The sequence below is a fragment of the Burkholderia sp. 22PA0099 genome, from assembly GCF_047497165.1.
GTDB lineage: Bacteria > Pseudomonadota > Gammaproteobacteria > Burkholderiales > Burkholderiaceae > Burkholderia.
Map to the genome: position 1 here is coordinate 3425683 of NZ_CP163165.1, position 14041 is coordinate 3439723.

The 14041-nt window shown below is 69.5% G+C and carries 9 protein-coding genes and 1 pseudogene; 4 read left to right on the forward strand and 6 right to left on the reverse strand.

Annotation, left to right across the window (positions count from 1 at the left end; all coding sequences use genetic code 11):
- Positions 1 to 77: 77 nt before the first annotated feature.
- Entirely contained in the window at positions 78 to 1250 is a 1173-nt protein-coding gene (gene hpnI, locus AB4851_RS30505; RefSeq protein ID WP_414450074.1) for a bacteriohopanetetrol glucosamine biosynthesis glycosyltransferase HpnI, read from the reverse strand.
- Positions 1251 to 1965: 715 nt separating this feature from the next.
- Between hpnI and AB4851_RS30510 the strand changes: the two genes are divergently transcribed.
- Positions 1966 to 2961 carry an LLM class flavin-dependent oxidoreductase gene (locus AB4851_RS30510; protein ID WP_414450075.1) on the forward strand — a complete coding sequence of 332 codons (996 nt, stop codon included), beginning with the start codon at positions 1966 to 1968 and terminating at the stop codon, positions 2959 to 2961.
- A 26-nt stretch (positions 2962 to 2987) separates the two neighbouring features.
- On the opposite strand, the gene AB4851_RS30515 is transcribed toward AB4851_RS30510, so the two are convergent.
- Positions 2988 to 4136: an alpha/beta fold hydrolase gene (locus AB4851_RS30515; protein WP_414450076.1), complete on the reverse strand. Its 1149-nt coding sequence runs from the start codon at positions 4134 to 4136 to the stop codon at positions 2988 to 2990.
- Positions 4137 to 4304: 168 nt separating this feature from the next.
- Between AB4851_RS30515 and pdxY the strand changes: the two genes are divergently transcribed.
- From pdxY to AB4851_RS30530, 3 genes and pseudogenes are all read left to right on the forward strand, one after another.
- Positions 4305 to 5168 carry a pyridoxal kinase PdxY gene (gene pdxY, locus AB4851_RS30520; RefSeq protein WP_414444324.1) on the forward strand — a complete coding sequence of 288 codons (864 nt, stop codon included), beginning with the start codon at positions 4305 to 4307 and terminating at the stop codon, positions 5166 to 5168.
- Between the two features lie 146 nt (positions 5169 to 5314).
- Positions 5315 to 7783 carry a GcvT family protein gene (locus AB4851_RS30525; protein ID WP_414450077.1) on the forward strand — a complete coding sequence of 823 codons (2469 nt, stop codon included), beginning with the start codon at positions 5315 to 5317 and terminating at the stop codon, positions 7781 to 7783.
- A 230-nt stretch (positions 7784 to 8013) separates the two neighbouring features.
- Positions 8014 to 10109, forward strand: a pseudogene (locus tag AB4851_RS30530) (phosphocholine-specific phospholipase C).
- Positions 10110 to 10200: 91 nt separating this feature from the next.
- Here the strand turns inward: AB4851_RS30530 and AB4851_RS30535 are convergent.
- From AB4851_RS30535 to AB4851_RS30550, 4 genes are all read right to left on the reverse strand, one after another.
- A complete protein-coding gene (locus AB4851_RS30535) occupies positions 10201 to 11043 on the reverse strand; it encodes an NAD-dependent epimerase/dehydratase family protein (protein WP_414450078.1) in 843 nt (280 codons plus the stop codon).
- Between the two features lie 228 nt (positions 11044 to 11271).
- Positions 11272 to 12030 carry a FadR/GntR family transcriptional regulator gene (locus AB4851_RS30540; protein ID WP_414444321.1) on the reverse strand — a complete coding sequence of 253 codons (759 nt, stop codon included), beginning with the start codon at positions 12028 to 12030 and terminating at the stop codon, positions 11272 to 11274.
- Positions 12031 to 12308: 278 nt separating this feature from the next.
- Complete coding sequence (locus AB4851_RS30545; RefSeq protein ID WP_414450079.1) at positions 12309 to 12779, reverse strand: DUF2214 family protein; 471 nt, start codon at positions 12777 to 12779, stop codon at positions 12309 to 12311.
- A 30-nt stretch (positions 12780 to 12809) separates the two neighbouring features.
- The gene (locus tag AB4851_RS30550) at positions 12810 to 13991 is read right to left on the reverse strand and encodes a hypothetical protein (RefSeq protein ID WP_414450080.1); all 1182 of its coding nucleotides are present in this window, start codon (positions 13989 to 13991) and stop codon (positions 12810 to 12812) included.
- Between the last annotated feature and the right edge of the window lie 50 nt (positions 13992 to 14041).

Below are 14041 nucleotides of genomic sequence, written 5' to 3' on the forward strand. Positions count from 1 at the left end.
CGCCCGCGCGAACGCGGGCGGCGCCATGGCGTCCGGCATGCGGTGCGGGCGCGATCGAACCGCACCGCATGCCCGTGTCATCGTCCGTCGCCGCCCTCCACCATCGTGGCGCGCCCGGCACCTGCCACCGTGATCCGCGTGCCGCGCCAGTACACGTGCGAGCCGAACGCGGCCGCGAACCATTCGAGCAGCAGCAGCGTGTCGCGCACCGGCACGAGCGGCAGCCCGCGCCAGAACACGCCGCGCGATGCCGAACCGCGCGCATGCGTCGCAAGCCGCGCCACGGCGCCGCAGGTCACCACGGCCGCCGCGACGGCGCCCGTGAACGTGCCGTCGAGCCGCGCCGCCAGATGCGCGCCCACCGCCAGCCACGGCACCGTGAACGTGACGATCAGGCTGGCGAAACCGGCCGGCTTCAACGAGCGGATGGTGCGCAGCCAGCGCGTCTCGCGCCGCCACAGCCCGACGAGGCCCGACTCGGTCACGTCGGTCACCACGTTGACGTCGGACAGCGCGGTGCGCCGCCCGTGACGGCGCGGCAGCGCCGCCAGCCAGTAGTCGTCGGCCAGCTCGTCCTTCAGCGCGGCCAGCCCGCCGATCCGTTCGAGCGTGTCGCGCGTGAGCGCCAGCGTCGCGCCGAAGCCGAAATCGCTGGAACCGCCCGCATGCGCGATGCGCACCGATGGCGCGAACCAGGCATCGACGAACTGCGCGCCAAGCTGCGGCCAGAAGCCGCCCACGCCGCGTGCGCGATACAGGCAGGTGACGACGCCGATCGCCGGATCGTCGAGCGGCGCGGTGACGCGCTCCAGGTAATCGGGCTCGACGGCGATGTCGCTGTCGGCGATCACGAAACGGTCGTAACGCGCGTGCCCGGTCATATTGATCAGGTTGCTGACCTTGAGGTTCTTGCCGTGAATGCGCGCATCGACCACCAGCGTGATGTCGCAATCGGGGAAATTGGCCTGCAGCCGATGCACGACGGCGATCGCCGGATCGTCGGGCGACGCGACGCCGCACACGATCTGGTAGCACGGGTGGCGCTGCGCGCAGAAGCTGGAGAGGTTTTCGTAGAGGCGCGGCTCGGCGCCGCACAGCGGCTTGAGCACGCTGACCGGCAGCCAGCCGTTGCGTCGCGCCGCACGCGGCAGGCGCGGCGACGGCGCCAGCGCGGCGAACCACGCATAGCCGCAAGCCGCGGCGATCGGCACGAGCAGCAGCCAGTCGGTCAGGGAAGCGAGAACGTTCATGCCGCGCCCCTTCCGGCCCCACGGCCGGCACGCTGCGCATGGCGAGATCCCGTAGCAACAACAACGGCGGCGACGAACACGGTCCCGGCTCCTGTGAACCTGCGTGACGGCAGGGCGAAGGTGGTATCGACTGTGCAACACGACATGTGACAAGACCGGCCCGGCTCGCGGCCGGACGATGCATTCGGCGGCGTCTCTCGGCGCACTGACCGTGCGGTCTTGAATGAGGAATCGAGTTTAGCAACGATTGCCGAAACGCCGCGCCGAGGCGACACCGAAAGCGCAAATTCGGTACAAATCAAGACAAATGATTGGCATTTCTGCGCAATAGCGCGGCGTTAACGCAAGCGTTTTGCATGGCGCGTGGCGGCTCGTTTGTCAGTCTACGGTCGACGTTCGCGGGTTCGGCGTGCGATTCCGTCCGTTTGCGGCAAGGAATTCGGCCCGTTGCTGGCGTTTGAGTCACGTTAGCGAAGAAATATGACAGTCACGCAGTGCGTGTTTTCGCCGCATGCCCCCAGCGCGACAAGGCACCGTTTCCACACCCGCAACAGCGCGACGGAGGCCGCGACGTTACCCTCCGCCCGGCAGGGTTATCGCTACGTCGCCAGCGGGGTTGGCGGGGCTTTGGCACAATCGGCGGCACTCGACGTCGCGATGCGGGGCCTTGGCACCCGCGCTGCGCCGCACGTCCCCACTCTGCGAAGCCCACTCCATGATCCCGTTCTCCGTTCTCGATCTCGCGCCGATTCCCCAGGGCGCCGACGCCAGCCAGGCCTTCCGCAACTCGCTCGATCTCGCGCAGCACGCCGAGCGCTGGGATTACCGCCGCTACTGGCTGGCCGAGCATCACAACATGCCCGGCATCGCCAGCGCGGCCACGGCGGTGGTGATCGGCCATATCGCGGGCGGCACGAGCAAGATTCGCGTCGGCTCGGGCGGCATCATGCTGCCGAACCACGCGCCGCTCGTGATCGCCGAGCAGTTCGGCACGTTGGCGGCGCTGTACCCGGGCCGCATCGAGCTGGGCCTCGGCCGCGCACCGGGCACCGACCAGACCACGGCGCGCGCGCTGCGCCGCGACATGGTCGCCAGCGCCGATTCGTTTCCCGACGACGTGGTGGAGTTGCAGCGCTATTTCGCCGAGCCGGTGGAAGGCCAGCGCGTGCGCGCCGTGCCGGGCGCGGGGCTGAACGTGCCGCTGTGGCTGCTCGGCTCGAGCCTCTTTTCGGCGCAACTGGCGGCCATGCTCGGCCTGCCGTTCGCGTTTGCGTCGCATTTCGCGCCCGATTACCTGATGCGCGCGCTGGAGGTGTATCGCGCGCAGTTCCGGCCGTCGGCGACGCTCGACAAGCCCTATGCGATGGTCGGCATCAACGTGTTCGCGGCCGACACCGACGACGAGGCGCGGCGCCTGTTCACGTCGCTGCAGCAACAGTTCCTGAGCCTGCGTCGCGGCACCCCGGGCAAGCTGCCGCCGCCGGTCGAGGTGCTCGAGGCCAACGAATTCGAACTGGCGAACGTGGCGCATTCGCTGTCGTTCGCGGCGATCGGCTCGCGCGACACGGTGCGCGAGCGGCTGCGCCGCCTGATCGCGCAAACCGGCGCCGACGAGCTGGTGGTGGCCGCGCAGATCTACGATCACGCTGCGCGCGTGCGCTCGTACGAAATCACGGCGCAGGTGCGCGACGAGCTGGCGGCGGAAGGCTGAACGCCCGGTGTGAAGCGGCGAAGGTGTTACGGCGCGGCGTGCGCCATAACCGAAGCGGCTGACGACGCCGGCGCCGCCAGCCATGCCAGCAGCGCCTTGTGCACGGCGGCCGGGTCCTGCATCTGCGGCGCATGCCCCAGCGACGCGAATTCGATCAGCGTCGCGCCCGGAATCGCGGCCTGCGCGTGCCTGCCCAGCTCCGCATAGCGGCCGAGCTTCGCGTGCAGCTCGGGCGGCGCGGCGTCCTTGCCGATCGCGGCGGTGTCCTTGTCGCCGATCATCAGCAGCGTCGGCACGCGCAACTGCCCGAATTCATAGAGCACCGGCTGCGTGAAGCTCATGTCGTCGAACAGCGCGGCATTCCACGCCACGCTTTCGCGCCCCGCCCCGCGCACCATGCCGGCCTGCATCTGCACCCAGCGCTCGAAATCGGGCGACCACTCCCCCGCGTAATAGGCCGTCTGCTCGTAGCGGCGCACGCTCTCGCCGGTCGTCTTCAGCGCACGCGCATACCAGTAGTCCACCGTCAGCGGCGGCACGCCGAGCGCCTTGCCATCCTCCAGCCCCATCGGGTCGAGCAGCACGAGCCGCTGCGTCTGCTTCGGATACATCAGTGCGTAGCGCACCGCCAGCATGCCGCCCGTCGAATGGCCGATCACGATCGGCTCCTTCACGCCGAGCGATTCGAGCAGCGCGTGCGTGTTGTGGGCCAGTTGCTGGAACGTGTACTGGTAACGCGCCGGCTTGGTCGATTTGCAGAAGCCGATCTGGTCGGGCGCGATCACGCGATAGCCGGCCTGGGTCAACGCCGCGATCGAGCCTTCCCAGGTGGCCGCGCAGAAATTCCGGTCGTGCAGCAGCACCGCCGTGCGGCCGTTCGGATGCGCGGGCTTCACGTCGAGATAGGCCATCTGCATCGCTTCGCGCTGCGAAGCGAACGTGTAGCGATGCACCGGATACGGATAATCGAAGCCTTCGAGCTCGGGGCCATAGGCCGGGCCGGCATCGTCGGCCACCGGTAACGCCGGCAGGGTCTCGCTCGTCGTCACGGCGGGCGTCGGCACGAGGCCCGCCGCCTGGCAGGCGCCGGCCACGGCAGCCGCGGCAGCCACCATCGCGGCCGCGACGATAAGGGCGGCCGACTGCGGGATCGGGATCGTGCGATTCGGGAACATCGGGCTACCGGAAGGAGGAGAGGAAAAACAGCGCGGCGCGCCGCCGCAATTTTACGGTTAGTAAGCCAACGCTGCCGTGACGCGCGCAGGCGCAACGTTTACCGCGTATTTCCGGGCGGCAGCGACTTTTGGTATCGTTCGTAGACCCCACCGCGACGAGCCGCCGACATGAAAAACGTCCTCAGCATCCAGTCGCACGTGATCTACGGGCATGCCGGCAACAGCGCGGCCGTGTTCCCGATGCAGCGGCTCGGCGTCAACGTCTGGCCGCTCAACACCGTCCAGCTCTCCAATCACATGCAGTACGGCCACTGGGCCGGCAGCGCGGTCGACGCGCCAAAGCTCGAGCAACTGGTGGACGGCATTGCCGCGATCGGCGCGCTCAAGCGCTGCGATGCGGTGCTCTCCGGCTTTCTCGGCTCGCCCGCGCAGGCGCACGCGGCGGTCGACATCGTGCGCACCGTGAAGTCGATGAACCCGAACGCCTGGTATTTCTGCGATCCGGCGATGGGTCAAACCGGCGGCATCCGGCCCGAGCCGGGCGTCGAGGAATTCATCGTCAGCGAACTGCCGGGCCTGGCCGACGGCATGGCGCCGAACCACAGCGAGTTGCAGAAGCTGGCCGGGCGGCGCGTGGAAACCGTGCGCGAGGCCGTCGATGCCTGCCGCGAGATCATCCGGCGCGGCCCGAAGGTCATCCTCGTCAAGCATCTGCACGATCGCAACAGCCCGGCCGACCGCTTCAACATGCTGGCCGTCACCGAGCACGAGGCCTGGATCGGCCAGCGCCCGCTCTATGCGTTCCCGCGCCACCCGGTCGGCGTCGGCGACCTGACCAGCGCCGTATTCGTCGCGCGGCGGTTGCGCGGCGATTCGATCCGCGCCGCGTTCGAGCACACGCTCGCGGCCGTGCACGCGGTGGTCAAGGCGACCTACGACGCGCGACGCTACGAACTCGAACTGGTGGCCGCGCAGGACGAGATCGCCAACCCGAGCGAGTGGTTCGGCGCGTGGGTCACCGACATCGAATGAGCGTCGCGGCCGCCGCCGGCCGCTGAACGCCCCCCTTCCCGCCTGCCGCGCGCCGACCGGGACGATCCGGACGATTTTCGCGCCGTCGCACATGTGTCATTTTTAGGCAATACGATGCGTTTTGTTGCAATCCAATCGTATCCGCCATGAGCCTGTTGCCGCCCGCCTCCCTCCCGTCCCATGCCCGCGTCGTGATCATCGGCGGCGGGATCATCGGTTGTTCCACCGCCTATCACCTCGCCAAGTCCGGCATCGCCGACGTCGTGCTGCTCGAACAGGGCCAGCTTTCGTGCGGCACCACGTGGCACGCGGCCGGGCTGGTCGGCCAGTTGCGCACGCAACGAAGCCTCACGCAACTGATCCGCTATTCCACCGAGCTGTACGCCTCGCTCGAAGCCGAAACCGGGCTGGCGACCGGCTGGAAGCGCTGCGGCTCGCTGTCGGTGGCGCGCACCGCCGAACGGCTCGTGCAACTGAAGCGCACCGCCGCGCAGGCGCGCGCCTACGGCGTGGACTGCGAGCTGATCGATGCGCGCGCGGCCGGCGAGCTGTGGCCCGCGATGCGCACCGACGATCTGGCCGGCGCCGTCTGGCTGCCCGGCGACGGCAAGGCCAACCCGACCGACCTCACGCAATCGCTGGCGCGCGGCGCCCGCCAGCGCGGCGTGCGCATCGTCGAGGGCGCGCGCGTCACGGCGGTACTGAGCGAGCGCACCGGCACGCGCCGCCGCGCCTCGGGCGTGACGTGGCGCACCAAGGATGGCGCCACCGGCACGCTTGCGGCCGACATCGTGGTGAATTGCGCGGGCCAGTGGGCCAAGCAGCTCGGCCGGCTCGCCGACGTGACCGTGCCGCTGCATTCGGCCGAGCACTACTACATCGTCACGGGGCGGATTCCGGGCGCGCATCCCGATCTGCCGGTGATGCGCGACCCCGACGGCTACATCTATTTCAAGGAGGAAGTGGGCGGCCTGGTGATGGGCGGTTTCGAGCCCGACGCGAAGCCGTGGGGCATGGCCGGCATCCCCGACGATTTCGAGTTCCAGTTGCTGCCCGACGACTGGGACCAGTTCGAGATCCTGATGCGCAACGCGCTGCACCGCGTGCCGGCGCTGGAAACGGCCGAAGTCCGCCAGTTCTACAACGGCCCCGAATCGTTCACGCCCGACAATCACTTCATCCTCGGCGAGGCGCCCGAACTGGCGAATTTCTACGTGGGCGCGGGCTTCAATTCGATGGGGATCGCCTCGGCGGGCGGCGCGGGCCGCGCGCTGGCCGAGTGGATCGCGGGCGGGGAGCCGGCCACCGATCTGTGGGCCGTCGACATCCGCCGCTTCGCGCGCTTTCACGGCAACGACGCCTGGCTGTTCGACCGGGTCAAGGAAACGCTCGGGCTGCATTACGCGATGCCCTGGCCGAATCGCGAGCTGGACAGCGCGCGCGGCGTGCGGCGCTCGCCGGTGCATGCCGCGCTGCAAGCCGCGGGCGCGTGCTTCGGCAGCCGGATGGGCTGGGAGATCGCCAACGTGTTCGCGCCGCCCGGCACGGCGCCGCGCATCGAGTACAGCTTCGGCCGTCAGAACTGGCACGACTGGAGCGCGGCCGAGCATCGCGCCGCACGCGAGCAGGCGGCGCTGTTCGACCGCAGCGCGCTCGCCAAGCTGCTCGTCAAGGGCCGCGACGCCGAAGCCGCGCTGCAGGCGCTGTTCGCCACCGACCTGGCCGTCGCGCCGGGCGCGGTGCGGCGCAGCGCCCTGCTCAACGCGCGCGGCGGCTACGAATCGGACGTCACCGTGGTGCGCCTGGCCGACGACCGCTACCTGATCCTGACCGGCACAACGCAGGCCACGCGCGATCTCGACCTGATCGAGCGCCACCTCGACGCGGGCGGCTACCGCTGCGCGGCCGTCGACGTGACCGGCCAGTACGCGCTGTTCTCGCTGCTCGGGCCGCAAGCGCGTGCGCTGTTGCAGCGCGTGTCGCGGGCCGCGCTGGACGAGGCGGCGTTCGCGCCCGGCACCAGCCGCGAAATCGCGCTCGGCCACGCGACGGTGCGCGCGCTGCATCACGCGGTGGCCGGCGAACCGGGCTGGGACCTGCTGGTGCCGGTGGAATCGGCGGTGCTGGTGTACGACGCGCTGCTGGCGGCGGGCGGCGAGCACGGCCTGCGGCTCGCGGGCGAATACGCGTTCGAATCGCTGCGCATCGAGAACGGCCATGCCGTGTGGGGCCGCGAACTGTCGCCGGGCGTCGATCCGTTCGAAGCGGGCCTCGCCGCGCTCTGCAAACCGGCCGCAGTCCTGCCGCGCCCGTTCGTCGGCGCGGCGGCGCTGGAAGCGAAGGCCGGCCAGCCGTGCACGCGGCGCGTGCTGGCGCTGCGCGTGGCGGACCGACCCGACGTGACGCTGTGGGGCGGCGAAGGCATCCTGCGCGACGGCCACCCGGTCGGCACGCTCAGTTCGGCCGCGTTCGGTCATACGCTCGGCGCCGCGGTGGCGCTCGGCGTGGTGGCCTGCGACCCCGATCGGCCCGATCCGCTGCACGGCCGCTACGAGATCGAACTGGCCGGCGAACGGCTGGCGGCGGTGGCATCGCTGCCCGCTCGAAACGAGTAAATTCGGCCGATTCGAAACCGTGAATTAGACAGAATTACCGTACTTTCAAGGCGTTTTCACCGAACTTACGGCCATGCAAACGTTTTCAGCCTTCACGCGAATGACACTGTTTTCTCGTTATCCTCCCGGCATCGGCGGGCGTCGCATTCGCGCCGTCCACCGAACCCCGAGCATTCTTCATCGGCCGTAACTGGCACGGCCGTCCATCCCCGCCGCACAGGAAGAGCACCATGACGACGAAGCATCGCCGTGACTTTCTGCGCCTCGCCGCCGGCACTGCCGGCGCCGCCGCGCTCAGCGTTTTCCCCCCGTGATCCGCAATGCCCTCGCGATTCCCGCGAACCGCCGCACGGGCACGATCCGCGATATCGAACACATCGTGATCCTGATGCAGGAAAACCGCTCGTTCGACCATTACTTCGGCACGCTGCGCGGCGTGCGGGGCTTCGGCGATCCGCGTCCGCTGGTGCAGCAGAACGGCAAGTCGGTGTTCCATCAGCCGGCCGGCCTCGGCGAAGTGCTGCCGTTCCACCCGGGCGCCGACAACCTCGGCATGCAGTTCATCCAGGATCTGCCCCACGGCTGGCAGGACATGCACGCGGCGTGGAACCACGGCCGCTACGACCAGTGGGTGCCGAACAAGGGCACCACCTCGATGGCCTACCTGCAACGCGGCGACATCCCGTTCCATTACGCGCTGGCCGATGCGTTCACGATTTGCGACGCGTACCACAGCTCGATCCCCAGCTCGACCGATCCGAACCGCTACTACATGTGGACCGGCTACGTCGGCAACGACGGCCAGGGCGGCGGCCCGGTGCTCGGCAACGACGAGCTCGGCTACGGCTGGACCACCTACCCCGAGGTGCTGGAAAAGGCCGGCGTGTCGTGGAAGATCTACCAGGACGTGGGCGAAGGCCTGAACGCAGCCGGCTCGTGGGGCTGGACCAGCGACAACGCCTATATCGGCAACTACGGCGACAACTCGCTGCTGTACTTCAACCAGTACCGCAACGCGCAGCCGGGCAACCCGCTGTACGACAAGGCCCGCACCGGCACCAACATCAGCCAGGGCGGCACGCTGTTCGACGTGCTGAAGGCCGACGTGGCCGCCGGCACGCTTCCGCAGGTGTCGTGGATCTGCTCGCCGGAAGCCTATTCGGAACACCCGAACTGGCCGGCGAACTACGGCGCGTGGTATGTCGAGCAGGTGCTCGCCACGCTGACGTCGAACCCGGAGGTCTGGAGCAAGACGGCGCTGTTCATCACCTACGACGAAAACGACGGTTTCTTCGATCACGTGCCGCCGCCGTTCGCGCCGCAATCGCGCGACAACGGCCTGTCGACGGTCGCCACCACCAACGAGGTGTTCCCCGGCGACGCCTCGCACATGGCCGGCCCGTACGGCCTCGGCCCGCGCGTGCCGATGATGGTCGTATCGCCGTGGACCAAGGGCGGCTGGCTCTGCTCGCAAACCTTCGATCACACCTCGCTGCTGCAATTCATCGAGGCGCGATTCGGCAGCCAGTACGACATCGTGGCCAGCAACGTGTCGCCGTGGCGCCGCGCCGTGTGCGGCAACCTGACCTCGGCGTTCGACTTCCGTGATCCGGACGCGCGCGTGCCGAACCTGCCGGACACGAGCGGCTACGCGCCGCCCGACCGCACCACGCACCCGAGCTACGTGCCGCTGCCGCCGGCCTCGCAGGCCGTGCCGAAGCAGGAAAGCGGGCTGCGCCCGGCGCGTGCCCTGCCCTACGAGCTGTTCACGTACGGCCGCGTCGACGCGTCCACCGGCAAGTTCAAGCTGACGTTCGCCAACACCGGCAACGCCGGCGCCGCGTTCCAGGTGCAGGCCGCGAACCGCGTCGATGGCCCGTGGGCCTATACGGTCGAAGCGCGCCGCCGCCTGTCGGACAGCTGGAGCACGGCCGCCACGCTCGGCCTCTACGACCTGTCGGTGTACGGCCCGAACGGCTTCCTCTGCCAGTTCCGCGGCACCACCTCGGCCGGCGACGGCCGCACGCCGAACCCCGAAGCGCTGTACGGCTACGACGTGATCAACGGCAACCTGACGCTGCGCCTGTCGAACCGCGGCAAGACGCCGGTGCGCCTGACCGTCAGCAACGCCTACACCGGCACGACGCGCAACGTCGAACTGTTCCCGGGCCAGCGCCTCGACGAGTACGTCGACCTGCGCGGCAGCCACGGCTGGTACGACCTGACCGTCAGCGACGGCACCACCGCCGGCTTCCTGCGCCGCTTCGCCGGCCACGTCGAGACGGGCCGCGCCAGCACCAGCGATCCGGCGATCGCGACGGTGTAAACGGCAACGGCGCCCGCTGCGAATCGCAACGGGCGCCGTGCCGATGTCCTGCCGCCCCGCGGCCGTGCGAACGGCCGCGGGGCTTCGTTTTTTAGTGCGTGATCTTCGGCTCGTCCATCGGCTCGCCGACCACGAAGCCGCCGCCCTGATAGCGCTGCGCCGGATCGTCGAGGTTGCTGTCCGGGCCGCTGGCCGGGAACAGGTGCTCGAACGGCGTGGAGCTGTCCTGCGGGCGATAGCCGAGGAACGCCGCCTTGGCGTTGTCGATCCACTTGGTGCGGTTGTCCGACACGCCATAGACGATCGCGTGGCCGACGCGGTTCGTCATCAGCGAGCAGCGCACCAGTTCGATGAAATCGCGGAAGCTCAGGAACGTGACCAGCATGCGCGGGTTCCTCGGCGCCTCGAACGACGAGCCGATCCGCAGGCACACCGTTTCCAGGCCGAAGCGGTCGAAGTAGTAGCGCGACAGCGATTCGCCGAAGCACTTGGTCACGCCGTACAGCGAATCGGGGCGGGCCGGCGAATCGACATCCACCACTTCCGTGACGGGGTGGAAGCCGACCACGTGGTTCGAGCTGGCGTAGACGATGCGGCGCACGCCGAACTGATGCGCGGCGGCATAGAGGTTGTAGACGCCGCGGATGTTCGCCTCGATCAGCGCGTCGAACGGCGCGTCGACCGAGATGCCGCCGAGGTGGACGATCGCGTCGACGCCGTCCACCAGCGCGTTGACGGCCGCGCGGTCGGCCAGGTCGGCCACCACCGCTTCCTCATGGGCCGCCGTCTCGCCGAGCGGCGCGATGTCGGTGACGCGGACGATGTCGGCCCAGTCGCCGAGCGCGGCGCGCAGTTGGCGACCGAGGTTGCCGGCGGCACCCGTCAGCAGCAGGCGGCGGAACGGCTTGGCGGGCGTGGAAGTCGGCGAAGTCACGGCGGGGTCCTCTCTCGGTGTCGGGGTGAGACGTTGCAGCGCCCGGCGCGGGACGCACCGGGGCATGAAAACGCGATCTTATACGACGACTGACGTATCAGCTACCAGCGAGAACCCGTAGCCGCCGCACGACAGCGCTGGTCGACCGATGACCGCGCAGATGGACGAAGGCGCCGCGCCGGCCCCCCATCGGGGGAGCCGGCGCAGCGCCTCGGGATCGTGACGTCGTTATTCCGAACCGTCGCGCCCGGCCTCGGCCGCCTCGTGCGCCCGGCGCAGACGTTCGCGGCTGTTGGTCAGGTGGGTGCGCATCGCCGCGCGCGCCGCCTCCGGGTCGCGCCGCGCGATCGCCTCGAAGATCGCCTCGTGCTCGTGGTTCAGGCGGCCGACGTAGCGCTCCAGGTCGTCGCCCGCGAACCGCGCCGAGTTCACGCGCGCACGCGGAATGATCGACGTGCCGAGCTGCGTCATGATGTCGACGAAATAGCGGTTGCCGGTGGCCTGGGCGATCTGCAGGTGGAAATGGAAATCGAGCTGGGCCGTGTCGCGGCCGCCCGATGCGCTCTGCGCGATCGCGTCGAGCGCGCGGCGCAGCAGGGTGAGATCGGCCTCGTTGGCGCGCTGCGCGGCCAGGCTCGCGCATTCGCTTTCGAGGCTGATGCGCAACTCCAGCACGGCCAGCACGTCGCGCAAGGTGGTGATCGTGGCGGGATCGATGCCGAGCGTGCGGCGGCGCTCCGGCGCCAGCACGAAGCTGCCGATGCCGTGGCGTGTTTCGATCAGGCCGCTGGCCTGCATCCGCGAGATCGCCTCGCGCACCACCGTGCGGCTGACGCCCTGCGAGGCCATCACTTCCGTCTCGGTCGGCAGCTTGTCGCCGGGCCGCAGCGTGCCGCTTTCGATCTGCGAGCTCAGTGCGTCGACAACGTCTTGCGCAAGGCTGCGGGCGCGGCGGCGCGGGGGCACGGGAAGCGCGGGCACGGACATGGGGCCTGTATCCTTAAAATGATTGATCCGATCGGAAACGGATGCGGTCGAAATGGCGCGGTCATTATACTGCGTCGATAGTCGTCCGATGACTGATGTTTCCCCCAATGCCCGGCCGGTCAAGACGCTCGGGCATCACATGCCCGGCGGTCGGATGTCGAATCATCGCACTTCCGAACACCGGCGGACAAGCCGGCCGCGTCGACGCGAAACGGCCGGCGCAATACCGGCCTTTCAGACGATGAGCGGGGGTTCCTGTCGAGGCGGGGCGAAATGCCTCAGCCGGGCATGCCGATGCCGCGCGCCATGCCGGCCGCGGCAAACACGATCACGATGATCAGCGCGGCCTGCGCGTGGCAGATTCGCGAATAGGCCGACGCGCGCGACACGTCGGGCAACGCGCCGCGCCGAACCGCCGCGCGCCAGCGGAGCAGTGCGAGCATCGGCCGGATCTCCAGCGCGAGCACGATCACGAGCGCGGTCATCTTCAGGTGGAACAACGGGGCGTGCAGATAGTAGGCGCTGCCCTTCTCGAAGCCGCCGAACGCGCGCAGCAGCCCGGTAGCGATCAGCACCAGCGCCGTCAGCCCCCAGCCGGTATCGGCGCGGAACACGGCACGCAGGTCGGCCACCTGCACGCTCGCGGCGGCGGCGACGCGCTTGAACGCGCGGTTGCGCGTGGCGATCGCCGCCAGCGCCAGGCCGAACGCACTCAGGTGAATGGCGGCCAACAACCAGCGGATCATCATGGCGATTTCCTCGGGCCGGCCCGGCGGGCCTCAGACGAACTGTCGCAGCGTCGCATCGAGCGCGCGTGCGGCGGCGCGGTCCCCTTCCGTCGCAAGCGGGGCACGCGCCACGATCTTGCGGTTGTGGCCGACCGCCGCAGGAGAATTCCAGAGCAGTTCGACCTTGGGGCGCGAGAGCGGCTTGCCGCGCGGCATGTCGGATGTGGCGGGCACGCCGGGGCGATTGGCGGCGGCGGCTCGTGCGGCGGCGTCGGGCTCGGGCATGGCTTGAGCCGGTTCGGCGGCAGCGGCTTGTGCGGCGGAATCGGGCTCGTGCATCGCTTGCGCCGGCTCGGCCGCAGCGGTCGACTCCGGTACGGTGGCGGCGAATTCGGGCGTATCGACGGCGGCCGTGGCCGAGATCGCAACGGCATCGTGCCCGACAGCCGGGGCCAGCGCGGCCGGTTGCTCGGCAATCGCGACAGCACCCGCCGTGGCGGCCACCGGCTCGCCGTGCGGCGCGGCGGTGTCGGCCATGACGATCGGCGTGGTGTCGGCGGCGATATCGGTTGCGTTGGCCGGCATCATCGGCACGGGCGCCGACTCGGCTTCGAACGGCGGCGCCACGGCGGCGGGCGGCAGCACCGTGCCGCGCGGCCAGCGGATCGCCAGCTCGCGCGCATCGTACTGCCCCACCTTGCGGCTTTCCATCCAGACCACCACGGTACGCGTGAGCACGTCGATCGAAATGGCGTAACGGCCGATCGCGAACCGGCGCGCGGCGATATTGGTGCCCCACAGCGGCTGCGGGCGGCAGATCCACACCACCGCGGCGTACAGCACCGGCGCGGCAATCAGCCAGCCGTTGCTGGCCATCACGGCATGCAGCGCGCGTCGCCAGCCGGCGAACCACACGAACGCGCCGATCGACCAGACGGCAAACAGGAAACAGAGCAAGGCGAACAGGCGCAGCGCCTGGCGCAGCCATTGCGGCAGCGGATGACGCGGCCGTTCGGCGCGCGCGGCGGCGCCCGGCAGGCTCAGCAGCAGAAACAGGAACACGAGATTGACGCAGGCCCACGGCGACGAGGCCATCGACGACAGCGTCGACCACTCCATCTGCGCCATGGCGTGCAGCCAGCGCACGAGCAGCACGAGACCGACGGCGCGCAGCGCGAAAATGACGCCGGCTCCGGGAGCCGGAATCGCGCGCGTGGTTTTCGTTCTGGCCAAAACAACTCTCCTGTCGATCATCCTGCGGGTGCCGGATTTTACGGCACGGC